Source organism: Azospirillum aestuarii, assembly GCF_016632405.1.
GTDB lineage: Bacteria > Pseudomonadota > Alphaproteobacteria > Azospirillales > Azospirillaceae > Azospirillum > Azospirillum aestuarii.
The window spans coordinates 163,149-186,340 of record NZ_JAEPIV010000005.1 but is presented as its reverse complement, the minus strand read 5'-3'; the positions used below and the strand labels follow the sequence as shown (position 1 = coordinate 186,340).

The 23,192-nt window shown below is 70.4% G+C and carries 20 protein-coding genes; 11 read left to right on the top strand and 9 right to left on the bottom strand.

What is annotated here, in order from left to right:
• Window positions 1–18: 18 nt before the first annotated feature.
• Window positions 19–1,476: a cryptochrome/photolyase family protein gene (locus tag JJL56_RS13275; protein WP_200485368.1), complete on the bottom strand. Its 1,458-nt coding sequence runs from the start codon at window positions 1,474–1,476 to the stop codon at window positions 19–21.
• Window positions 1,477–1,744: 268 nt separating this feature from the next.
• Here JJL56_RS13275 and JJL56_RS13270 point away from each other — a divergent pair, with 268 nt between their 5' ends.
• The gene (locus JJL56_RS13270; RefSeq protein WP_145626063.1) at window positions 1,745–2,233 is read left to right on the top strand and encodes a fasciclin domain-containing protein; all 489 of its coding nucleotides are present in this window, start codon (window positions 1,745–1,747) and stop codon (window positions 2,231–2,233) included.
• 102 nt (window positions 2,234–2,335) lie between these two features.
• On the opposite strand, the gene pdeM is transcribed toward JJL56_RS13270, so the two are convergent.
• The 6 genes from pdeM to JJL56_RS13240 all read right to left on the bottom strand — a co-directional run bounded on the left by pdeM (window position 2,336) and on the right by JJL56_RS13240 (window position 8,816).
• Window positions 2,336–3,025, bottom strand: coding sequence for a ligase-associated DNA damage response endonuclease PdeM (gene pdeM / locus JJL56_RS13265; protein WP_200485409.1), 690 nt, complete (start codon window positions 3,023–3,025; stop codon window positions 2,336–2,338).
• Window positions 3,025–5,505: a ligase-associated DNA damage response DEXH box helicase gene (locus tag JJL56_RS13260; protein ID WP_200485367.1), complete on the bottom strand. Its 2,481-nt coding sequence runs from the start codon at window positions 5,503–5,505 to the stop codon at window positions 3,025–3,027. Before JJL56_RS13260 ends, pdeM begins: the two co-directional genes overlap by 1 nt.
• Before the next feature lie 519 nt (window positions 5,506–6,024).
• The gene (locus JJL56_RS13255; RefSeq protein WP_200485366.1) at window positions 6,025–6,864 is read right to left on the bottom strand and encodes a class I SAM-dependent methyltransferase; all 840 of its coding nucleotides are present in this window, start codon (window positions 6,862–6,864) and stop codon (window positions 6,025–6,027) included.
• A 2-nt stretch (window positions 6,865–6,866) separates the two neighbouring features.
• Window positions 6,867–7,193, bottom strand: coding sequence for a hypothetical protein (locus JJL56_RS13250; protein ID WP_200485365.1), 327 nt, complete (start codon window positions 7,191–7,193; stop codon window positions 6,867–6,869).
• A 171-nt stretch (window positions 7,194–7,364) separates the two neighbouring features.
• A complete protein-coding gene (locus tag JJL56_RS13245) occupies window positions 7,365–7,694 on the bottom strand; it encodes a hypothetical protein (protein ID WP_236778094.1) in 330 nt (109 codons plus the stop codon).
• Window positions 7,695–7,850: 156 nt separating this feature from the next.
• A complete protein-coding gene (locus JJL56_RS13240; protein ID WP_200485364.1) occupies window positions 7,851–8,816 on the bottom strand; it encodes an alpha/beta fold hydrolase in 966 nt (321 codons plus the stop codon).
• Window positions 8,817–9,086: 270 nt separating this feature from the next.
• On the opposite strand from JJL56_RS13240, the gene JJL56_RS13235 reads away from it, so the two are divergent.
• Window positions 9,087–9,632, top strand: a complete 546-nt coding sequence (locus JJL56_RS13235) for a MarR family winged helix-turn-helix transcriptional regulator (RefSeq protein WP_149163410.1) — start codon at window positions 9,087–9,089, stop codon at window positions 9,630–9,632.
• Between the two features lie 31 nt (window positions 9,633–9,663).
• Complete coding sequence (locus JJL56_RS13230) at window positions 9,664–10,833, top strand: DUF2336 domain-containing protein (protein ID WP_200485363.1); 1,170 nt, start codon at window positions 9,664–9,666, stop codon at window positions 10,831–10,833.
• 1 nt (window position 10,834) lies between these two features.
• Here JJL56_RS13230 and JJL56_RS13225 read toward each other — a convergent pair whose 3' ends face one another.
• A complete protein-coding gene (locus JJL56_RS13225) occupies window positions 10,835–12,301 on the bottom strand; it encodes a mechanosensitive ion channel family protein (RefSeq protein WP_247891065.1) in 1,467 nt (488 codons plus the stop codon).
• Between the two features lie 245 nt (window positions 12,302–12,546).
• On the opposite strand from JJL56_RS13225, the gene JJL56_RS13220 reads away from it, so the two are divergent.
• The 5 genes from JJL56_RS13220 (at window position 12,547) to JJL56_RS13200 (ending at window position 16,554) form a co-directional block, all read left to right on the top strand.
• A complete protein-coding gene (locus tag JJL56_RS13220) occupies window positions 12,547–12,996 on the top strand; it encodes a DUF4399 domain-containing protein (protein WP_145626125.1) in 450 nt (149 codons plus the stop codon).
• Window positions 12,997–13,037: 41 nt separating this feature from the next.
• Window positions 13,038–13,616, top strand: coding sequence for a DUF4399 domain-containing protein (locus JJL56_RS13215; RefSeq protein ID WP_247889445.1), 579 nt, complete (start codon window positions 13,038–13,040; stop codon window positions 13,614–13,616).
• 32 nt (window positions 13,617–13,648) lie between these two features.
• The gene (locus tag JJL56_RS13210; RefSeq protein WP_145626057.1) at window positions 13,649–15,214 is read left to right on the top strand and encodes a DUF4384 domain-containing protein; all 1,566 of its coding nucleotides are present in this window, start codon (window positions 13,649–13,651) and stop codon (window positions 15,212–15,214) included.
• 119 nt (window positions 15,215–15,333) lie between these two features.
• Window positions 15,334–16,203, top strand: a complete 870-nt coding sequence (locus tag JJL56_RS13205) for an OmpA family protein (RefSeq protein ID WP_186452935.1) — start codon at window positions 15,334–15,336, stop codon at window positions 16,201–16,203.
• Between the two features lie 24 nt (window positions 16,204–16,227).
• Window positions 16,228–16,554 carry a hypothetical protein gene (locus JJL56_RS13200; protein WP_200485362.1) on the top strand — a complete coding sequence of 109 codons (327 nt, stop codon included), beginning with the start codon at window positions 16,228–16,230 and terminating at the stop codon, window positions 16,552–16,554.
• A gap of 152 nt (window positions 16,555–16,706) precedes the next feature.
• On the opposite strand, the gene JJL56_RS13195 is transcribed toward JJL56_RS13200, so the two are convergent.
• Window positions 16,707–16,943 (bottom strand): DUF1150 family protein, encoded by a 237-nt coding sequence (locus JJL56_RS13195; RefSeq protein ID WP_200485361.1) that lies wholly within the window; start codon window positions 16,941–16,943, stop codon window positions 16,707–16,709.
• A 355-nt stretch (window positions 16,944–17,298) separates the two neighbouring features.
• On the opposite strand from JJL56_RS13195, the gene JJL56_RS13190 reads away from it, so the two are divergent.
• The 3 genes from JJL56_RS13190 (at window position 17,299) to JJL56_RS13180 (ending at window position 23,068) form a co-directional block, all read left to right on the top strand.
• Window positions 17,299–18,471, top strand: coding sequence for a DUF4384 domain-containing protein (locus tag JJL56_RS13190; protein ID WP_200485360.1), 1,173 nt, complete (start codon window positions 17,299–17,301; stop codon window positions 18,469–18,471).
• Between the two features lie 71 nt (window positions 18,472–18,542).
• Window positions 18,543–20,354 carry an adenylate/guanylate cyclase domain-containing protein gene (locus JJL56_RS13185; protein WP_200485359.1) on the top strand — a complete coding sequence of 604 codons (1,812 nt, stop codon included), beginning with the start codon at window positions 18,543–18,545 and terminating at the stop codon, window positions 20,352–20,354.
• 158 nt (window positions 20,355–20,512) lie between these two features.
• Entirely contained in the window at window positions 20,513–23,068 is a 2,556-nt protein-coding gene (locus JJL56_RS13180; RefSeq protein WP_200485358.1) for an SUMF1/EgtB/PvdO family nonheme iron enzyme, read from the top strand.
• Window positions 23,069–23,192 lie beyond the last annotated feature (124 nt).

The following is a 23,192-nucleotide window of genomic DNA, read 5'->3' as shown; positions in this document are numbered from 1 at the left end:
TTCACGACTCCGCGTCGATCAATCGCCGGCTTTCTTGATCTCGTTGAAGGCGGCCAGCGCGCGGTCGCGGGCGGTGCCGTGGTCGACGATCGGCCGTGGATAGTCCTTGCCGAGCGTGATCCCCGCCTGCCGCAGCGCCTCGTCCGGCGCCTCCCAGGGCTTGTGGATCCAGCGGCTGGGCAGCTTGTCCAGTTCCGGCACGTAGCGCCGGACATAGGCTCCCTCCGGGTCGAACTTCTCGCCCTGGAGGATCGGGTTGAAGACGCGGAAGAACGGCGCCGCGTCGGCGCCGCAGCCGGCCACCCATTGCCAGTTGCCGGCGTTGTTGGCGATGTCGGCGTCGACCAGCGTGTCCCAGAACCACGCCTCGCCCTCCTGCCAGGGAATCAGCAGGTCCTTAATGAGGAAGGAGCCGACGATCATGCGCACGCGGTTGTGCATCCAGCCGGTCTGCCAGAGCTGCCGCATGCCGGCATCCACGATGGGGTATCCGGTGTGCCCGCTCTGCCACGCGCGCAAGCCCGCCTTGTCCGTCCGCCAGGGAAAACGGGTGAAGCGCGCGTCCAGCGGCGTGTCCGGAATGCCCGGCTCCTCGCGTAGCAGATGATGGTTGAATTCCCGCCAGCCGAGCTCCCGCAGGAAGGACTCGGCGCCGGCGGCCAGTTCATGCCGCTCGGCGGCGGCGTGGCGCGCGGCGTGCCAGATCTGCCGCGGCCCGATCTCCCCGAAGGCGAGATAGGGGGACATGGAAGACGTACCGTCATGGTCCGGGCGGTCGCGCTCCGCCGGGTAGGCGGCGACCGGCCCATCCAGGAAATCGGCCAGCCGCTCCCGTGCCGCCTCCTCGCCGGGCTCCCAGCGGTCGCGCAGGCCGCCGGCCCAGTCCGGCGCGGTGGGCAGCAGGTCCCAATCCTTCAGCGACTCGCTGGACACCGGTTTGCCCGGCGGCGTCAGCCTGGTTGGCGCGCGGCTGGGACGCGGCGGCTCCGGCATGGTGAGCAGCGCCTTCCAGAAGGGCGTGAACACCCGGAAGGGCGTGTCGGACTTGGTGCGGATGGTTCCCGGCTCATAGAGCAGGGCGGCGTTGTGGGGATGAACCGTCACGCCGCGTGCGGTCAGCCGCTCGCCCACCCGGCGGTCGCGGGCGATGGCGGTGGGGCCGGCGCGGCGGTTGCACAGCACCGTGTCGGCGCCGGTCTCCTCGGCCAGCGCCGCCAGCACGGCGGCGGGGTCGCCGCTGCGCAGCACCAGAGGCGAGCCGAGCTTGGCCAGCGCCTTGCCCAGCCGCTCCAGGCTGCCGTGCAGCCACCAGCGCGAGGCGCCGCCGGGAAGCCAGGGATCGTGGGCGTCCTTCTCCCGGATATAGACCGGGATGACCGGCGCCCCATCCTCCGCCGCGGCGCTGAGCGCCGGGTTGTCGGCAAGGCGAAGATCGTTGCGGAACCAGACGAGGATGGGGGATTGATCGGTCTTCATCGGCCAACTTTAAGGAAATGGACAGAAAAACGGGCATGCCAAAACGCCGCAGTCAATGACCACGGTCAATGGCTCTTGCTACGCGGCGCCGATTGCTCCGGATCACCACGACGGCAAAAATTTTTCCTGGGGAAATCCTATTGACCGCGATTTCAGCGCCGCTATTTCCGCCTTCGCTGCCACGACGTGGAGCCGGAGGCACGGCGGCCGACGGCGCCGGTTCCACGGTCGGGGGAGGAACGAGACGCCATCCAACGGAGGAAACCACATGTCCCGCCTGTCACGCCTGCTGACCGCCGCCACCGTCGCCCTGCCGCTGTCCCTCGCCGCTGTCGCTGCGAAGGCGGCGGACGTCGTGGACACCGCCGTCGCGGCGGGCCAGTTCAAGACGCTGGTCCAGGCCGTCCAGGCCGCCGGCCTTGCGGACACGCTGAAGGGCAGCGGTCCCTTCACCGTCTTCGCCCCGACCGACGAGGCCTTCGCCAAGCTTCCCGCCGGCACCGTCGAAAATCTTCTGAAACCGGAGAACCGCGAGAAGCTCCGCTCCGTACTCACCTATCATGTGGTGTCGGGCAAGGTGACCTCGGCCGATATCGCCGGCAAGACGGCATCGCCGAAAACCGTGCAAGGCACCACCGTGGACATCGACGCGACGAAGGGCGGCGTGATGGTGGACAACGCGAAGGTCGTGAAGCCCGACATCATGGCGTCCAACGGCGTCATCCACGTGATCGACACGGTCATGATGCCGAACTGACGTTCTGCTTTTTCATCGAGGTCCCTCCTGCCGGACGTTTCACCGCCGGTTCCGGCAGGACCACTCGCCCGGAGAGTTCCCCCGACTCTCCGGGCTTTTTCTTTATCCCTTATCCGGAGACAGGCGGCTGCGCGGGAAGCGGTGGACCTTGCCGCGGGCCAGCAGATGCACCTCGAACCGCTCCGCCAGCAGGCCTGACACCGCCGGGTCCAGCACGTTCAGCCCGCCCGCGAAGGCGCCGAAGGCCGGCAGGATCAGCTTTCCCCCGTCGAAGGCGAAGCAGCGCTCCCGCACACGCCGTCCCGGCACCACGACGGCGGCCACCGGGTGCAGATGCCCCGACAATTCGCCCAAGGCGCCGGGCACCGCCTCGTGCCGGAAGGTCAGCGGGCCGAGCGCCAGCTCGTCCAGGATGCGCCCGCCGAACCCCTCCGGCGGTTCCGGGTCGTGGTTGCCGGTGACCCACAGCCAGTCCGCCACCCGCCCGGTCAGGTCGCGCAGCCGCGCTACGTCCCCCGCCTCCATGCGGCTCGCCGCGCGGCGGTCGTGGAAGCTGTCGCCCAGGCAGATCACCCGCTCCGGGGCCAACCGCTCCACCAGTTCCGCCAGCCGGCCGAGCGTCGCCCGCGTGTCGTAGGGCGGCAGCATCCGCCCGCGCGCCGCGAAGGCGGAGCCCTTCTCCAGATGCAGGTCGGCGACCACCAGGGTCCGCTCCACCGGCCAGACCAGCGCGCCGGAGGGATCGGGGGCCAGTGCGGCGCCCCGCAGGGTCATCGTCGTGTCCATGATCATCATAGCGTCAGCCGGCCCTGTGCATCACGGGGCTCAGCACGGGGCAAGTCCAGCTCCGGCATCGCCTCGGCCACCAGATCGGCGGCGGCCTGCTCCAGAAGCTCGTCGGTGGCGGAGCCGTCCACCCGTTCCCGACCGATCTCCAGGATGACCGGCACGGCGAGGGGGGAGATGCGGTCGAGGTCCTTGTGGGTGATGCGGCCCTTCACCCGAACCAGGAAATCCGACAGGCGCCGCACGTCGGTCAGCCCGCCCGCCGCGTCGGCGCGGGTGGCGCGCAGCAGCACATGGCCGGGGTCGTGCTTGCGCAGCACGTCGTAGATCAGGTCGGAGGAGAAGGTGACCTGCCGCCCCGACTTCTCCTGTCCGGGATGGCGGCGGTCGATGACCCCGGTGATCAGCGCCACGTTGCGGAAGGTCCGCCGCAGCATCGAGGACTCGTCCATCCAGGCTTCCAGATCGTCGCCCAGCATGTCCTGGTCGAACAGCCCGTCCATATCCTTCGGCGTTCGCAGCGACCACACCGCCAGCACATAGTCGGTGGCGACGAAGGCGAGCGGGCCGTAGCCCATCCGCTCCATCCGGCGGGTCAGCAGCATCCCCAGGGTCTGGTGCGCGTTCCGCCCCTCGAAGGCGTAGACGACGAGGAAGCGCTTGCCCGCCTTGGGGAAGCTCTCCACCAGCAGCCCGTCGCGCGCCGGCAGGACGGAGCGCCAGCGCTGCAGCCGCAGCCATTCCTGCACGTCCTCCGGCAGGCCGGGCCACTGCGCCGGGTCGGCCAGCATCGCGCGCACCCGGTCGGCCAGCGCCGTGGTCAGCGGCAGCCGCCCGCCGGCGTAGGCCGGGACCTTCGGCTCCCCGGTGCCGCCCTTGGCGACCTGCGCCTCCATCTCGCGGATGCCGAGGAACTTCAGCAGCTGGCCGGCGAAGACGAAGGTGTCGCCGGGGGTGAGGCCCTGGATGAAATGCTCCTCCACCTCGCCCAGCACCGGGCCGCGGCTCAGGCGCACGCGCAGCATGGCCTCCTGCGTGATGGTGCCGACGTTCATGCGGTACTGCCGCGCCACCGCCGGCCCGGCCACCGCCATGCGCCCGTCCTCGCGCAGCGTCAGCCGGTGGAAGCGTTCGTAATTGCCGAGCGCGTAGCCGCCGGTCGCCACGAAATCCAGCACGTCGTCGAACTCGTCCCGCGCCAGCCCGGCGTAGGGGGCGGCGCAGACCACCTCGTCGTACAGGTCGTCGGGCCGGAACGGCTCCGCGCAGGCCATGCCGAGCATGTGCTGGGCCAGCACGTCCAGCCCGCCGGGGCGGGGCCGCTCGCCGTCCAGGCTCATGGCCGCCACGGCGTCCAGGGCGGCGCGGCATTCCAGCACCTCGAAGCGGTTGGCGGGAACGAGCAGGGCGCGGCTCGGCTCGTCGAGCCGGTGGTTGGCGCGGCCTATGCGCTGGACCAGCCGGCTCGCCCCCTTCGGCGCGCCGATCTGCACGACCAGATCGACCGCCGCCCAGTCGATGCCGAGGTCGAGCGAGGAGGTCGCCACCACCGCCCGCAGCTTGCCCGCCGCCATGGCGGCCTCGACCTTGCGCCGCTGCTCCGCCGCCAGCGAGCCGTGATGGAGCGCGATGGGCAGGGTGTCGTCGTTGAGGCGCCAGAGTTCCTGGAAGACCAGCTCCGCCTGGGCGCGGGTGTTGACGAAGACCAGCGTCGTGCGGTGGGCGCGGATGCGCTGGTACACCTCCTTCAACGCGTGCATGGCCATGCGGCCGGACCAGGGCAGCCGCTCGCGAGTCGTCAGGATCTCCACCTCGGCGGAGGCGCCGGCCCGCCCGGTGACCAGCCGCACGTCGCCGCCGTCCGCGTGTCCGGTCTTCGACAGCCAAGCGAGCAGCTGCGCCGGCTCCGCCACCGTGGCCGACAGCCCGACCCGCCGGGCCTGCGGCGCCAGTTTCGCCAGCCGCGCCAGCCCCAGGGCCAGCAAGTCGCCGCGCTTGGTCCCGGCCAGGGCGTGCAACTCGTCGATGATGACGCAGCGCAGGTGCCGGAAGATCGTCGCCGCGTCGGCGTAGGCGATCATCAGCGCCAGACTTTCCGGCGTGGTCATCAGAATGTGCGGCGGGTTGGCCCGCTGCCGCCGCCGCTTGGATTCGGGCGTGTCGCCGGTGCGGGTCTCGGTGCGGATGGGCAGCCGCATCTCGGCGACGGGCTCCTCCAGATTGCGCTGGATGTCCACCGCGAGCGCCTTCAGCGGCGAGATGTAGAGCGTGTGCAGCCCCTCCCGCGGGCGCTCCGCCAGATCGATCAGCGAGGGGAGGAAGCCGGCCAGCGTCTTGCCGCCGCCGGTCGGCGCGATCAGCAGGGCGCTGTCCCCGGCCGCCGCCGCCTCGACCATGGCGAGCTGGTGCGGGTGCGGCGCCCAGCCCCGCGACCGGAACCAGCCCTGGACGTTGGCGGGGAGGAGGGGGGAGGGGAGATCGGGCATGAAGGACCGGATGATTCGCTGAGACCGGAAAGAATAGTGTCGCGAATCGAACGGAGCAAGAACGGGAGCGCTTTTGCGTCCCGTTGACGGCTTTCGGGGCTGTGGTATTTTGGGAGGCAAGGAGGTGATGCGACTTCGGTTCCCTGAAGGCGAGACCGGTTACCCGGCCCCGCCCCGTGGGTTCTTAGGTATCGTGGTCCTGGTTGAAGCCCGCTTCGAACTCGAACTTCATCCGGAACCAGAAGCGTCGGAACCACTTCAGGTACTTTTTCAAGCGCATCACCTCCTCTCGGATGCCGGACGGGCGAGGCCCGTCGGCACGCAACATCCAAAGGAATGCGCGGGCGCGCGGTCAACCGGGGATATGGCTCGGTGGGAAGGCTGCGCCACTTGGGCGCGTTGTCGGGGTGGAACGTGTTGCCCCCTCCCTGACCCTCCCCCGCTCTCGGCGGACCAAAGGTCCGCCTGCCGCGTCAGCGCAAACCTTCGGTTTGCGCGAGAGCTTCGCAGGGGAGGGAATTAAGCGCCGGTCACGATGCGGACGTGGATGGGCACGAGGATCGTGCCGCCTTGCGCTTGCGCGTCGAAGCGGCGGGTCACCTCGGCGTCCAGGTCGGTGCGCTGCCCGGTGGTGAGGTCGTGCAGGCGGTGGCCGAAGCTCATCTCCAGCGTGGCGCGCCAGAAGGGTTGGCCCTGCGGGGCCTTGCGGACCGGGGTGATGTCGGTCTCGCCCACGGTGGCGAAGCCGGCGACGCGCATCGCTTCCGCCAGAAGGCCGGGGGCGGCGAAGCGGAACAGCGGGTCCAGGCTGCGATCCTCGCCCAATTGGGCGGCGACGGCCTCGCCCACCGTGTCGAACAGGGCGTTGCCAGCGCGCGGCCCCCAGACCATGAAGGCCGCCCGCCCACCGGGGCGCAGCACCCGCCGCAGTTCGGCCAGGGCCGCCGCCACGTCGGGGACGAACATGATGCCGAAGCGGCAGGTCACCCGGTCGAAGCTCTCCGCGGCGAAGGGCAGGGCGGTCATGTCGGCGGCGGCGAAGGCCGGGCGCAGTCCTTCCGCGATCCCCGCGGCGCGGCGCCGGGCGCCGGCCATCATGCCGGGCACGAGGTCGCTGCCCACCACCAGCCCGCCCGGACCTGTCCGGAGGGCGGCGCTCAGCGCCGGTTCGCCGGCGCCGGAGGCGAGGTCCAGCACCCGGTCGCCCGTCGTCACCCCGGCGGCGTCCAGCAGGGGTTGGTTCAGCTTGTCGGCCAGATCGGCCATCGGGTCGGCCCAGCGGTCCCAGGCGTCGGCGCTGGCCGTCCAGCGGGCGCGCTCGGCGTCGCCATCGATGGGGCGGTCGGACAAATCGGGCATGGTCAGTGAAGGAGCCTTGCGCTGCCGGTGATGCGGGGGGCGGAGTCCGCGTCGCGCAACCGCTCGTTCAGCGCCGCGACCTCCTCCGCCAGCTTGCGGTTCGCCTCGGTCAGGGTCTGGATGCGGCCCTCGGCGGCCTGCTGCTGGGCGTTCAGGGTGGCGACGTTTTCCGCCAGTTTGCGGATTTGCTGCGATTGGCGGGCGCCGCCCTCGTTGACGCTGCGGCGGATCGAGCCGACGGCGGCGAGCACGATGACGCTGACCGTGGCGCCCGTCAGAAGGGCGGCGATGGCCAGAGCCCAGATCCAATCCCCCGATGGCAGTTCCATGGCCGAAGCCGCCCCCCGCGTTGCGTCCGGACCACCGGCGGCGACCCTCCGGTGGACGAAGGATTTCAGCATCCGATGAATTGCCGAACGGGTCAAGCCGGGCACCGGAACGGCAAAAGGCCCAGCCGTTGCCGGCCAGGCCTTTCGTGAAACCGGGGTTGCGCTCTGCGGTCAGGCGACGGTGTCGTCGACCGGGCGGGTGGCCTTGGCGCGCATGTCCTTCAGGTGGTCGCCGAAGGCGCGCAGCACCGGCATGATCCGCTGCATCTGGTCCGACGTGACATGGGCGTCGGTCTTCAGGACGATGGTCGGCGCCTCCGACATCAGGCGCTTGGAGCGCATCGGGCCCACCTTGTCGTCCATGAACATGGACAGCCCCATCAGGATGCCGAGCGTCACGTCATCGGGCGCCTTGGGCAGAGCCAGCACGTCGTGCAGCTCGTTGAGGAGGGTGTAGGCGACGATGGACGTGCGTTCGATGGTGTCAACGTCGGCGGCCATGGACATCGGCGTAATCCTTGAGGCGCTGAAAGTGTGCGATATGGCCAAAGGTTAGCCCTCGGATCGTAACCAAACTGTTAACCATCCCTCACCCGAGTCGCCACGAGTCGCTTTTTTCGAGTCGCAATCCCCGGTCGCCGAAACAGGAGAGTCGACTCATGTCGCCGCGTGAGCCGACTCGGTGGTCATCGCCCGCTCCACCCGCTCGATGGCGGCCATCACCGCGTCCGGGCGGGCGTGTTGCGGCATGTGCCCGGTTTCCGCCAGCAGATGCAGCGTCGATCCGGCCACCGCGTTGTGCAGGCGCACCGCGTGGGCGTGCGGATCGACGATGCGGTCCTCCCGCCCTGCGACCACCGACATCGGGCAGCGGATCTCGGAATAGCGGGGGGCCATCGCCGCCACGCCGGGGATCAGCGCGGCCAGCTGGGCGGCGGCGGCTTCCAGCTGCTTCGGGCGCAGCAGAAGGTCGGGAGGCAGCTCGTTGTAGCTGGGCGGCACGGGGTTGGGTTCGAAGATTCGGCGCATCATCGCCGGCAGGATCAGCCGGTCCAGCGGCGGCAGGACGGTGTGGCTGAGCAGCGGCCCGGCGGCGGGAATGGCCGGCCCCATCATGGGGAGGAAGTCGAGCCGCGGAGTCGGATGGGTGAAGGCCGACAGTATGACCAGACCGCCGATCTCCTCCGGGAAATCCAGCGCCCAGGCGAGCGCCACCGCCCCGGCCAGCGAATGGCCGACGACGATGGGGCGCTTCAGCCCCAGCTTGCGGGCGGCGGCGCGCAGCAGCGCGGCCTGGGCGGCGGGACCGGCCTCGCGTCGCGGCGTCGCCTCGCTGTAGCCGTGGCCGGGCCGGTCGAAGCAGACGCAGCGCCGGTGCCGGGCCGCCTCGTCCAGAACGCTCAACGCCCAATCGTCGGCGGTGGTGCCGTTGCCGTGCAGGAACACCACCGGGGGCGCCGTAGCGTCCTTCGGCCCGTGGTCGAGGTAATGCAGCCGGGTGCCGCCGACGCTCATGAAATGGCCGGTCGGCGGGTGTTCGCGCTCCGCACGGTTGGTGCGCCGGCGGGTGTCCAGCCATAGGCCGGCCATCAGACCGGCCGCGAAGGCCAAGCCGCTGCGCATCAGCGGACCCTCCGAGGGCACGCTTGCGGTGTGACGGAACAGCGTGTGGACTGGGGCATGGCCGGGCTCCTCCGGGTTGCAGGGACAGGGGTGCAACAGGAGGTGAAGGGGGCGGTTCCGGTGCGCAGGGCCGCCATGTCTCAACATTGTTTCCACAAATTAAACTAAAATCTTATCATTCTTGCGACAGAAGGACGAGGAAACCGTCCACCGTTCGGAATTGGAACGACGCCATACCATGAAGGTTTTTTCCAAAGCGGGAGTATCGCGATGAGCGCCGCCGCCAAGCAGCAGCCGACCCCAGCCGTGCCGGAGAGAGCCACGCCGGACAGCGCCGCCCCGGCGGGCGCGTCCCTGCCCGCCGTCTACACCGACCTTGGCCGCATCATCGAGAGCATGACCCGGCGTTTCCTGGACGTGCTGCGAATGGAGCTGGCGCGGATCGGGATCGACGACCTCAGCCCCGGCCAGGCCCTGATGCTGATCAACATCGGCGGCGAGGAGCTGTCGGTGCGCGACCTGCTGGAGCGCGGCTACTATCTCGGCTCCAACGCATCCTACAACCTGAAGCATCTGGTGGAGGCCGGCTATGTCGACCGCTCCGCCTCGCAGCGCGACCGGCGTACGGCGCGGCTGCGGCTGTCCGAACGCGGCCTGAAGCTGTGCGAGGCGCTGCGCGGGCTGGAGGCCGTCCGTGGCGAGGCGCTGATCCGTTCCGACGAGGAAGCCGCCGATCTGGAGACGACATACCGCACGTTGCGCCGTTTGGAGCGGGCGTGGAGCGATCTGATCCGCTACGATACGCCGGAGTATTGATCCCGAGCGTCCGTTCCGGAAGACCCAGCGCATGTCACAGCGGTCCCTCAGCCAGAAGGATGTCGAACGCCTGTTGGCCGCACCCGATGCCCAGGCGCGCATCGACACCATGACCCATCTGGTGCGCGACCTGGAGGCGGGGGACCTCGCCGAGGCGGAACGGGCGCTGGCCATGGACATCCTGCAACGCTTCGCCGCCGATGCGGTGACCGCCGTGCGCGAGGCGGTGGCGTGGCAGATCCACAACTCCTCCCTGCTGACGGAGGGGCTGGCGGAGAAGCTGGCCCGCGACGTCGACCGGGTGGCCTTTCCCATCCTGCGCCACGCGGAAAAGCTGAGCGAAGGCTTGCTCCTGGACATCCTGCGCGAACGGCGCCCGGCAAAGGAGCTTGCCATCGCCGGGCGCCGCTCCGTCTCGCCCGCGGTGTCCGACGCATTGGTGCGCAACGGCAACGTCATCGTCATCACCGAGCTTCTGCGCAATCGCGGGGCCGTCATCGCGGAACCGTCCCTGCACAGCGTGCTCGACCGCTGGGGCGGCGTCGCCACGGTGAACGAGGCCATGGCGGCGCGGCCCGACCTGTCGGCGGCGGTGGTGGAGAAGCTGATCCTCTTCGTGTCGGAGGAGATCCGCAACCGGCTGATCCGCAGCCACCGGCTCAACCCTCGCCTGATCGGCATCCTGGTGGAGCGGGCGCGGGAGGCGGTGACCCTGCTCCTGCTGAAGCCGCTGACCCCGCGCGAGGCGGACGTGGAGCTTCTGGCCCGCCACCTGCTGATCCGCGGGCGGCTGTCGGCGCCGCTGCTCTTCCGCGCGCTGTGCGCCGGGGAGATCGCGCTGTTCGACGCCGGCCTGGCGGTGCGCGCCAACCTGCCGCCGGAAAACGCCCGTCAGCTCGCCTGGGATGGCGGGCCGCACGCGCTGAAGGGGCTGTTCGCCAAGGCGGGCCTGTCCTTCACCCTGCTGAAGCCCTTCCGCGTCGCCATCGCGGTGGCGAAGGCGCTGGATTATCGGGGCGGCGACGAGGGGCGCGAGCGCTTCCAGACGGAGGCCATCGCCACCCTGTTCGACGCCTGCGGCAACAGCCAGGACCGCGAGATCGACGACCTGCTGCTGCAGCTGTTCGACCAGACCTCGGCGGAGGTGATCGAGAAGGCGCTGGAGCAGGCGGGGATGCCCTTTTCTCCGCTGAGCAACTGACTCACAAACTGAAGAACGTCTTCAGCCGGGCCAGCAGGTCATGCTCGGTCGTCGTCGGAGTCACGGCGGCGGGGGCGCTGGCGCGGCGGTGGGCGTCGTTGCGGCGCTGGCGCAGGCCCATCAGGTCGGCCAGCCGGGCGGCCAGCTCCGGACGGCGGCGCAGGACGGGATCGAGCGCCTCCTTGTCCAGCTCGTAGACCACGGCGTCGGTGTTGGCGATCACCGACGCGCTGCGCGGCTGGCCGGTCAGCAGCGACATCTCCCCGAACACGTCGCCCGGCCCCATGTGGTCGAGCAGAAGCGTCCGTCCCCCGAAGGCCCCGCGCACGTCGAGCGCGCCCTCCGCTACCAGGAAGAGGGAGGTTCCGGTCTCGTCCTGGCGGACCACCGCCTCCCCGGCGGCGACGTGGCGCAGATGCATGCCGGAGGCCAGCTCCGCGATCTCCTCCGGGCGGAAGGCGGCGAAGAGATCCACATGGGACAGCAACTCCCGCCCCAGCCCGCTCGCCGAACAGGGCGGCGCGGCGGCGCGGCGGCGGCGCATCTCCTGCTTGGGGCTGGCCGGCTCCAGTCCGGCATGGGCCAGATGCTCCAGGATGGTGGTCGCCACGGCGTCGCGGGTCGCGGCCAGCCGGGAATAATCCGCCACCCAGAAGCGCGCCTGATAGGTGACGCCGTTGAGCGTAATGCTTTCCACAACCACGTCGGGCCGCGGCTCGGTGGGGACGGCGTCGCAGCAGACGATGGCCGACAGGATGATCCGTTTGGCGCGGGCCACCGGCACCTCGGCGTCGAGGGTCACCGGCACGCCGGCGCGGAAGCCGGTGCCGGGCTGGCTGTAGTTGGTGATGCGGTTGCCCGCGGCCAGTCCGTTCGGCACCACCAGCGCGGTGCCGTCCAGCGTGACCAGCCGGGTGGCCCGCCAATTGATCTCGTCCACCCGCCCGGTCACGCCGGGGGTCAGCTCCACCCAGTCGCCGATGCGGTAGGGATGCTCGACGTTCAGCGCGATGCCGGAAAAGATGTCGGCGATCATGTTGCGCAGCGCGAAGCCCAGCACCGCGATTACCACGCCGGAGGTGGCGACCAGCCCGGTCACCGGCTGCCCCAGCACGAAGGCGAGGATGCCCAGCACCGCCAGCCCGTAGAGCAGGGCACGCAGCAGGTCTGTCAGCAGGCGCGGCATCGGCGTGGCGCGGACGTTGCGCGCCACCACGAGGTCGATGATCCGCGACCCCAGCCATGCCGCCCCGAGCCACGCCACCGCGGCGAGCAGCGAGGCCAGCGCGTCCGCCACCATGACGCCTGTGATGGGGGTGATGTGGCCGGACAGCCAGGGGCGGTGCCCCGCCAAACCGGCCGCCCCGAGGGTCAGCAGCGCCGGGGCCAGCAGGTGGCGCAGGCCGAGGCGCGGCGGTGCGCCGGTGGGTCCGACGGGAAGCGGGGCGAGGCGGGATGAATCGGGCATGCGGAACCGGCAACCTCCTGCCCCGTGACCTTCGCACCGCGAGCACAACCGTCAAGCCCAAAATAGGAATAGGCGGCGAGGCCCCGGTCTTCGCTCAAAGTGGGGTGGTTGAGGATCACCTTCGCTCCTTAATATTCGGAGGGTGGGGAGAGAAAGGATAGGGGCCGAAAAACCGCGAACATTGTCCGCCCACCAAGCATAAGATTGAAACTCCCAAAGAGAAGAGCCAGAAGAGCGAGGTGTCCATGCCTCATGCCGCCATGATCGTGGCGGCCGCGCTGTTCCTGTTGCCGGGCGCGGCGTCGGCCCAAAACGCCAATTCCCAAAGCACAAATGGGCGTGAGAAGGCTCCGGAGGGTGCCCGCGCCTACATCATGTGGCCGTCCAACGGCACCACCATCTCCGGCGGAAAGCTGTGGGTCCGCATGGGCTTGCAGAACATGGGCATCGCCCCCGCGGGCATCCGCAAGGAGGACACCGGGCACCACCATCTGCTGGTGGACACCGATCTCGCCACCTACGACGAGCCGATTCCGAACACCAAGCAGTCGCTGCATTTCGGCGGCGGCCAGACGGAGGTGCGGCTGGAACTGCCGCCGGGCCGGCACACGCTCCAGATGATCCTGGGCGACGCGGACCATGTGCCGCACGACCCGCCGATCATGTCGCAGAAGATCACCATCATCGTCCCTTAACGGGCATCGTCCCTTAACGGGAGCGCGACAGGGAGGAAGTCATGATGCGCACCGCCGCCGCCCCGGTCCTTCTGGCCGTCCTGCTCGCCGCCGGGCCGGTCGCCGCGCAGTCGTCGCCGGAGGCCGATCCGCTCGACAAGCCGCTGTCCGACACCACCAACACGCCCCAGCCCGCCAGCCCCGGGCACGAGCATGAGAGCACGCCCTCCACCCCCGACGCGGCGAAATCCGGGCGGACGGCGTCGCCGAAGGACGCCTATATCTACGTCGGCTGGCCCAACGACGGCGAGGTGGTGAGGGGCCGCTTCAAGGTGTGGTTCGGACTGCGCAACTTCGGCGTGGCCCCGGCGGGCGTCCGCAAGGACAACACCGGCCACCATCACCTGCTGGTGGACGCCGACCTGCCGCCGATGGACGAGCCGATCCCCAACAACCGCAACTACATCCATTTCGGCAAGGGCCAGACGGAGACCTACCTGGAACTGCCGCCGGGCCGGCACACGCTCCAACTCCTGATGGGCGACGCGGAGCATATCCCGCACGACCCGCCGATCCTGTCCAAGAAGATCACCATCACCGTGCGTCCGGGCGGCGACGGCCCGCGCGTGTCGGCCCGCTGATCCGGTCCGGTGAACCTCCAGGGAGTGAATCCATGGCATTTGTCCGGCGCACCGGTTTCGCGAGAGTGGCGGCGGCCGCGGCGCTCCTGCTGATGGGGGCCTGCGTCACCTCGGGCGAACAGGCGACCGTGGTCCAGAAGCCGAAGACCCCGCCCGTGCGCACCGTGTCCAACTTCAGCGAGGCGCTGCGCTGCATGGACACGCTGATGTGGAACCATGGCAAGCGCGACATCTTCATCACCTCCAACGGCATTCCCGACGCCACGGGCCGGGTGGCCGGCGGCACCAAGGAGATGCTGATCACCGCCGTGTCGCGCATGTCCGAGCGGTCGAACGCCTTCCGCTTCGTCGATTTCGAACCGACGCTGGACGACGTGAACGCGCTTTACTGGATGATCGGGGTGCAGCCCAACTTCCGCGCGCCGTCCTACTACGTGCGCGGCGCCATCACCCAGCTCGACGACAACGTGGTGAGCGAGGCGGCCAGCGCCGGCATCTCCCTGCCGACCTTCGACCTGGGCATCTCCGCCGATCAGGTGATGTCGGTGATCTCGGTCGATCTGAACATCGGGGAACTGGCGACCCGCCAGATCATCCCCGGCCTGTCGGCCAGCAACTCGCTCGCCATCATCTCGTCGGGCAAGGGGGCGGACGCCGGGGCGGTGATCGGCAAGGCCGGCCTGTCCTTCAACGTCTCGCTCAACAAGTCCGAAGGGCTGCATCAGGCGGTCCGCACCCTGATCGAACTCAGCACGATCGAGGTGCTGGGCAAGATGACCCGCACCCCCTACTGGCAATGCCTGGGCATCGACCAGACCAACCCGGCCTTCGCCGGGCAGGCGCGCGACTGGTTCGACGGCATGGCGCCGTCGCAGCGCGTCGCCTACGTCCAGCGCGTCCTGCTGGCCGAAGGTTATTACGACGGATCGGACAGCGGCCAGCTCGACGAGCGCACCCGCGACGCGATTTCCCGCTATCAGGCGGACAACGACCTGATCGCCACGGGGCGCATCGACTTCGACCTCTATCAGCGGATGCTCGCCCAGCCCAGCGGCCAGAAAGGGCCGGGGGCGCCGCGCCTGCAATCGGTGTCGAACGCGGGCGGGGAGGGGCTGCCGCGCGCCACGCCGGCGCCCGCCGGGGCGCCGCCCGATCTGGTCCTCAGCTCCGACCGCGGGCCGCAGCCGCGCTACCGCGCCGGGGAGGCGCTGGTGGTCAAGGTGCAGCCGACGGCCAACGGCTTCGTCTATTGCTACTATCAGGACGCCGCCGGCTCGGTGGCCCGCATCTTCCCCAACCGCTTCCAGCCCGACAGCTTCGTCCAGGCCAACCAGCAGGTGGAGGTTCCGCCGGGAGCGCAGAAGCCCTTCAACCTGCGCATGGACCGTCCCGGCGCCTCCGAGATCATCGCCTGCGTCGTCTCGCCCGACGAACTCGGGACCCGCATCGCCGACCGCTACAAGACCGAGGATCTTCAGCCCATCCCCGGCGCGACGCTGGCGGACGTGGTGGGCGCCTACGGCAGCATCCAGGGCACCAACGTGCGCAGCCGGCAGATGGCCGTGCAGGTTCTCCCCGCCGTGTCGGCTCAACGATAGGATCGGCGCAGCGCCAGGATTTGTGGGCCGGCTCACAGCGCGGGGACGGGAGACGGGGTAGAGAAGGGGGCAGCCGAACACCACGCCAGATCATGGCGCCGAATCATGGGAGACCACCGATGCCGCGACCGACCTCCAAGACCATCGCCCGACGGCTGAACGGCGTGGCGCTTCCCGTTCTGGCCCTGCCGATGATCGCCCTGGCCTGCATGGCGGTTCCCGCGCGGGCGCAGACCGTCGAGGGCTCCGGCGGCAACCGGGTCATGATGTTCGAGCGCCCGCCGACCGTGGACGAGCTGCGCGAGGCGGTGAAGCCCGGCCCGGCGCCGACGGACGGCAGCGAGCAGCCGAAGATCCGCACCCGCAGCATCGAGATCATCGGCGGCGGCATGAACAGCGCCAATCGTCCGCGCCCGACCGACAGCGTGAACTATGGCGCTCCCGCTCAGCAGCAGGCGACCCCGCAGCCGGGCTACAGCCCGCCGACCGCCCCCGTGGCCCAGCCGGAACCGGCGCCCCAGCCCAAGCCCAGGCGCGCGCCCGTTCAGGAGGCCGCGGCCCCGCCCGTCGCCCCGCCGCCCGTCGCCCCGCGCCGTTCCAGCGGCGTGCAGCCGGCCACCCTCTCCGCGCCGGAAACCCCGGCGGAGACCCGTCCGACGAACGGCTTCGGCTTCCGCATCAACTTCGCCTTCAACTCCGCCGACGTCCCGAAGGAGTTCTATTCCTACGTCGACGCGGTCGGCGGGCTGATGTCGCAGGACCCGCAGCTCCGCCTCGTCATCGAAGGGCACACCGACGCCGTGGGAAGCGAGCAGTACAACCTCGCCCTCTCGGAACGCCGGGCGGTGTCGGTCGGCGAGTATCTGGTGCGCGTCCATCACATCGAGCCGCAGCGCATCGCCATCGCCGGCCTGGGCAAGAGCCAGCCGCTGACCCCCGACCCGACCGACAGCCGCAACCGGCGCGTCGAGTTCCGGCCCATCCAGTGATCGAGTGGGAAGGGAGGGCGCGCCATGATCCGGAAACTCCTTCTCCTGGTGGCGATCGTGGCGCTCCCCCTCGTCGGGGGCGCCGCCGACGCGACGGTGGTCCGCAAGAAGAGCAGCGATGCGGGCGTGCAGCCCGGCGGCATCGACGTCGGGGTTCCGAAGGGCCGCGTGCGCATCCAGTGCTGGCAGGACGGCGAGAAGATCATCGATGAGACGGATCTGAACGTCCTGTCGCTCAGCGTCGCCAGCCAACTGAACGCCCTGCGCTTCCGCCGGGCGGGCGAGCCGGAGAACAGCCTAGCCATCGTGACGCGGAACCGGACGTCGTGCTTGTTGAGCCCGAAGGAATGAGTTGAGTGCCTTGCCCCCACCCTGACCCTCCCCTGCGCAGCGGGGGAGGGAATTGGTGCTGCATGTACAAAAAGCCCTCCCCTGCGCAGCGGGGGAGGGAGGGGACCCGCGAAGCGGGGAGGGTGGGGGCAACGCCCCCATCGCCTCCGCTCTCAATGCACGCTGACCAGCTCCATCCCATGCTCCTGAAGCGTCGCCCCGGCCGACGCGCGGTCGGTGTCCAGCCACAGGCAGGTGCCGTTCGCGGCGTACACGGCGTAGGCGGGCAGGCCGTCGATCTCCACCGACCGCAGATAGGCGACCTCCAGGATTCCATGACGGGCGAAGCGGTCATCGAACCCGGCGGCGAAACCATCGGCGACATCGGCATTGGTGCGGCGGGCGGTCATGGTCGGTCTCCTCGGGCGAAGGGGCGGACCAACGGGGCGCCGGTCCTGCCCGGCACTGTATGGGGCGGGGCCGGGCCGCGCTGTGGCGCCCGCCACACCCAGTACGTCGGAGGGGGCCCAACTCCTGCGCAACTTTGTGCCGCGTCTCACAGCGTCCGCCGCCTTCCGCCGTCTAGGCTCGACGGGCCGGCATAGGGCCGGCACGCATCATTTCGGAGGTCCGACCATGCCCGTCCGCTCACGGCGTCCGCCCTTCTTTGGGCCGGGTCCGCAGCCCCGCCATTCCCCCTTCGCCGCCTGGACAGGCGTCCGGGAAACGCCAATGATTCCGCGATCCCCGCCGGTGGAGGCCAGCATGGCGCACAGGACCCTGAGCGGACTCGTGGCGGCGGCCCTGACCCTGGCCGCCGTCGGGGCGGTCGGCTTCACCGCCGGCCGCGCGTCGGCGGAGCAGGCGGTGGTCGTCGCCTCCACCGCCCCCGGCTACGCCCAGGGGCAACTGGTCCCCGACGGCGCCGCGGTCACCGTGCCGGACGGTGCCAACGCCATGTTCCTGTTCGCCAACGGGCGCATGCTGCGGATCAAGGGGCCGTTCGACGGCCCGCTGGACCGCATGCCCGACGCCTCGGGCTGGGGCGGCGTCGGCAGCCTCGTCGGCGGGGAGCGCTTCTTCCAGACCGACCTCGGCGCCGCCCGCGCGGTCGGCATCCCCATGCAGAAGGGGGAGGAGCAGGTCTTCACCCTCGATCCGGGCCGTGCCGGAACCCAATGTGTGAAGTCCGGCGGCACGGTGCTGCTGAGCAAGCCCGCCGACCCGGCGCTGATTCCGGCCACCCTGCGCGAGGATAACCGCGGCGCCACCGCCACGCTGCGCTGGGACAAAGGGGCGACGGTGCCCTGGCCGCGCGAGCTTCCGATGATCGACGGCACTACCGTCTCCGTCGCCGGGTCGGATGGGCGGGTGCGCCACAGCATGACGTTGCGCGTGATCAGTGCCGAAGGGCAGGGCGCGGAGCTCGCCGTCCGGCTGGCCGGTGCCGGTTGCGCGGCGCAGGCGGCGGTTCTGCTGGACCCGGTGCGGGACAGCATGGCGCCGCTGAACCTCTATCTCGCCACCGACCGCGGCCTTTACCCGACCTACCGGTCCGGGGAGTCGGTGACGCTGGTGCTCCAGACGAACCGGGACGCGCATCTCTACTGCTACCTGCGCAACACGCGTGGCCAGTTGACGCCGATCTACCCGCCGGAGCCGTCGGCCAGCTCGCTGGTGGAGGGGCACCGCACCCTGACGCTGGCTGGCGACCGCATGCCGGTGCCGTTGCGCGCGGCGGAGCGGTCGGGAAGCCTGTCCGCCGACCAGGAGGTGCGCTGCTTCGCCGCCGGGCGCGATCTGGGCGCGGACCTGCCGGGGCGTCAGGACGCCTTCCGGCCCCTGTCCGACGAGGCCGCGGCCCGGCTGGAGCGGACGCTCGCCTCGCTGAAGCAGACCGAACTGGTGATGGCGCAGGTGATCCTGCGCGTGGAGTGAGGGCGCCGCCGTTGGGGACATCGAGGGGCAAGCCAAGTTGGGCGAAAGTCCCGTGGCTTGCCAAGGGGCTTATGGGATTGGCCGCGGTGGTCGGCGTGTCGGCGGCGGCGCTGGGGCTGACCCGGCTGGTGCCGCCCCTGCGCTCCGCCGACGAGAGCTTCCGCGACCTCGCCATCGCCTACTTCACGCCGCCCGCCCCGCAGCATCCCGGCATCGCGCTGGTCACGCTGGGGGAGGACCTGTTCGCCACGCTGGCCTGCCGGTCACCGGTCGATCGCGGCTTCCTCGCCGATCTGGTGGGGACGCTGGAGGCGGCGGGGGTGCGGGCCATCGGGCTGGACATCCTGTTCGACCAGCCGACCCTGCCGGCGCTCGACGAGCGGCTGCGCCAGCGCATCCAGCGCGCCACGGTGCCGGTGGTCGCCATCACCGCGCTCGGCGACACGGCGCTGACGGAGGAGCAGCGCCGCTACCTCGGGCGGTTCCTCGACGGCATTCCGCACGGCCACGCCAACCTCGCCAAGGACAGGCTGGACGGCACGGTGCGCTGGCATGTGCCGCGCGGTCCGGACGGGCTGCCCAGCTTCCCGGCGCGGATGGCCCAGCTTGCCGGAGGGGCGGCAGGGGGGGAGGTCCCGGCGGAGCCTTTCCGCATCGACTGGCACGCCCGCCCGTCGCCGGACGCGCCGCCCTTTCCAACCTATCCGGCGGACATGGTGGGGATGTTGCCGCGCGGCTGGCTGGCCGGGCGGATCGCCGTGGTCGGCACCGTCCTGGTCGGGGTGGACCAGCACCGCACGCCGCTGTCGGTCGCCGGCCTGTCCACGCCGGGGGTGGAGATCCAGGCCCACGCGCTGGCCCAGATCCTCGACGGGCGGACCAGCCGCGACCTGTCCGACGGCTGGGTCGTCGCGCTGGTGCTGGCGCTGAGCGCCGCGGGGGTGGCCCTGGCGGCGGCTGGCTGGCCGGTGTGGCTGCTGGTGCCGGCCAGCCTGCTGGGGCTGCTGGCGCTGTGGGCGGCGGCGCTGGCGCTGTTCGCCCAGGGCGGGCCGCTGGTGGCGATGATGGCACCCTCGGCGGCGTGGCTGGGCGGCATCGCCGCAATGACCGCGCATCTGTCGCTGAAGGAGCGCACCGACCGCCGCAGCCTGATGCAGCTGTTCGCCAACCACGTCTCCCAGCCCGTCGCCGACGAGATCTGGCGGGAACGCGCGACCTTCCTGGCCGGCGGGCGCCCCCGCCCGCAGGAGCTGACCGCCACCGTCTTCTTCTCCGACATCGAGGGCTTCACCACGGTCTGCGAGGCGCTGGAGCCCGAGCCGCTGATCCTGTGGCTGGAAGGCTATCTCGACGCCATGGTGCGGGTGGTGGCGGCGCATGACGGGATCGTGCTGCGCTTCATCGGCGACGCCATCCTGGCGGTCTTCGGCGCTCCCGTCGCCCGCACCACCCAGGCGGAGATCGACGCCGACGCCGAACGCGCCGTGCGCTGCGCCATCCAGATGGGGCGGGAGCTTCAGGAGCTGAACAAGCGCTGGCAGGCGGAGGGGCTGCCAGCCATCGGCATCCGCGTCGGCATTCACACCGGGCCACTGGTGGCGGGCAGCCTGGGCGGGCTGCGGCACATGGAATATTCGCTGCTCGGCGACACCGCCAACACCGCCGCCCGGCTGGAGGCGCTGGGCAAGACGGTGGGCATGCGCTCCTCCCCTCATTGCCGGATCGTCATCGGGGAACCGACCTGGACGGCGGTGCAGGGCACGGTGGCCGGGCTGCCGGTGGGCGAGATGGCGTTGAAGGGTAAGCGCAAGGCGGTTCGCGCCTGGCTGGTCCTCGACCAGGAGGGGGAGGAGGTGCGGCCGGCGGCGGAGGCTGGGGAGTAATCACCCATTCCCCGTATTCGGGATTAGGCTGAATGAACGCTTGGTGCGCAGGAATCGAAATATTAAGATCGGCTAATCGGCAATTTTATGCTGGAGAGAGCGTCGCCGTTCAACCCTCTCCCCTCTGGGGAGAGGGGATTGTCTGATGGAGCCGGCCGATGTTCGACGGACCCTTGACGCAACGTCGTTTGGGCAGGGACCTCTGGTCGCTCGGCCTCGTCCTGCTGTTGGTGGGCCTTCTCGGCTGGGCACCGGGCGCGGCCGCCCAGTCTTCTTCGCCCCAGGCCGCCCAGTCCCCGGAAAAGCGCATCGCGCTGGTCGTCGGCATCGGCAAGTACGAATTCGCCCCCGAACTCCAGAACCCGGTGAACGACGCCAAGGCCATCGCAGAGGCCCTGCGCACGCTGCAGTTCGACGTGGACGAGAAGTTCGACATGGACAACCGCGGCTTCGAGCGGGCGCTGCGCGACTTCGGCATCCGCGCCTCGCAGGCCGACGTGGCGGTGATCTTCTACGCCGGGCACGGCATCCAGGTGGGCGGCAACAACTACATCGTCCCGGCGGACGCCAAGCTGGAGCGCGAGCGCGACCTCGTCTACGAGGCGATGCCGCTGAATCTGATGATGGGCGAGCTGTCGCAGGCGCGCAAGCTGGGCATCCTGATGCTCGATTCCTGCCGCAACAACCCCTTTGTGGACCGGCTGAAGCAGGCCGGACAGAACCGCATCCAGGTCAATTACGGCTTCGCCCGCGTCGACGACACGCCCAGCGACACGCTGGTCGCCATGGCCACCCGCGCCGACCAGCTGGCCGAGGACGGGCAGGGCGATCATAGCCCCTACACCGACGCGCTGCTCCAGCATCTCCAGACGCCTGGGTTGGAACTGAGCCTGTTCTTCCGCAACGTGCGCGACACCGTGCGGCAGGCGACCAACGGGCGGCAGGAGCCCTACATCTTCGGCTCGCTGGGGGCGGCGCCCTTCTACTTCAACCCGCGCCCGCCCAACCGACCGCCGGTGCTCGGCGAGATCCGTCCGCTGGAATTGTTCGACCGCGCCGACGCCGAGCCGCTGCGCATCGGGCGTCCGACCGATCCGGACGACGACCAGCTCTTCGCCCAGATCTCCGGCCTGCCGCGCGGCGGCAGCGTGCGCATCGGCGACCGCATCGTGCTGATCGGCGATTACCTGACGGTGGAGCAGCTCGCCGCCACCAGCTTCAAGCCGGACGCGACGGTGGTGGGGGACGCCGGGCGCTTCGACTTCGCAATCATGGACGGGCGCGGCGGCGTGGTGCGGGGCGGCGTGGCGATCACCATCAAGCCCAGCAACCGTGAACCGGTGGTGGCCGGCGCGCGCACCGTCCGCGCCCTGCCGAACCGCTTGGCCATAGAGGCGCCGGTGGACCCCGACGGTGACCCGCTGACCGTCACCGTCACCGCCGTGCCCGACCGCGGCAAGGTGCGCGACGGCGCCACCCTGATCCGCCCCGGCGACCGCCTGCCGGCCGAGGGGCTGACCCGGCTGACCTTCGACCCGGAGCAGGAGCGGGCGGGTGCGGCGGGCGCCTTCACCTATCAGGTGGAAGACGGCAAGGGCGGCAAGGCCACCGGCACGGTGGCGCTGGAGATTGCTCCGCCGGGCGTCGCCCCGGCGGCACCGGCGCTGGAGGAATCGCTGTGGCAGATGGTCAAGGGAAGCCGCGAGCCCGCCGACTTCGAAGCCTTCCTGCGGCTGTTCGGCAACGGCACCTACGCCAAGCCGGCGCGGGAGAAGCTGGGCGCGCTCACCCCCGCCGCCAAGCCGCCGGAGGTCGCATCGACCCAACCGCCGCCGCCGGCACAATCGGCTGCTCCTGCGGTCCCGGTCGTCGAAGCGGCACCTTCGCCGCCACCGACACCGCCGCCGGCACCACCCCAGCCGGCACCCGCACCGGAGCAGGTGGCCGCGGCGCCCCCGAACGGCAATGGGAACAGCGCGGTGCGCAACCACAGCCGTTCGGCCAGCTTCCAGGACTGCCCGGCCTGTCCGGTGATGGTGCGGATCGCACCCGGCAGCTTCACCATGGGCAGCGACCAGGGTGACCGCTCCGAACGTCCGGTGCACAAGGTCACCATCGCCAAGCCCTTCGCGCTCGGCGCCTACGAGGTGACGGTGGCCGAATGGCGCGCCTGCGTGGAGGGTGGCGGCTGCACCGATGGCATGCCGCGCATGACCAAGCCCACCGACAGCACCCCGATCCACAACATCTCCTGGCTGGAAGCCCAGGCCTACGCGAAGTGGCTGAGCCAGAAGACCGGCCAGCGCTATCGCCTGCCGTCCGAAGCGGAATGGGAGTACGCGGCGCGCGGCGGCACGACGGGCCGCTACTGGTGGGATGGGCAGACCGGGACGCTCGCCAACTGCAAGGACTGCGGCGGCGCGCAGGAACGGCTGACCCCGGCCTCGGTCGGCAGCTACAAGCCGAACCCCTTCGGGCTGCACGACATGAACGGCGGCGTGGCGGAGTGGGTCGCCGACTGCTGGCACGCGGACTACGCGGGCGCGCCGACGGACGGCAGCGCCTGGACCTCGGCCAACTGCCGGGAGCGCGTGCTGCGCGGCGGGTCCTGGCGGGGCGGCCTGGCTGATATCACCGACACGGCACGGCTGTTCTACGATCCCGACGTGCGGTACCTGAACAACGGGGTGAGGGTGTTGAGGGAGTTAAATTGAGGGGTGGTTGAATCGGGCCCCCACCCCGACCCTCCCCCGCTGCGCAGGGGAGGGAAATCTCTGCGAAGCGGCGGCAGTCCCCTCCCCTGCGTTAGCGGGGGAGGGTTAGGGTGGGGGCTCAACG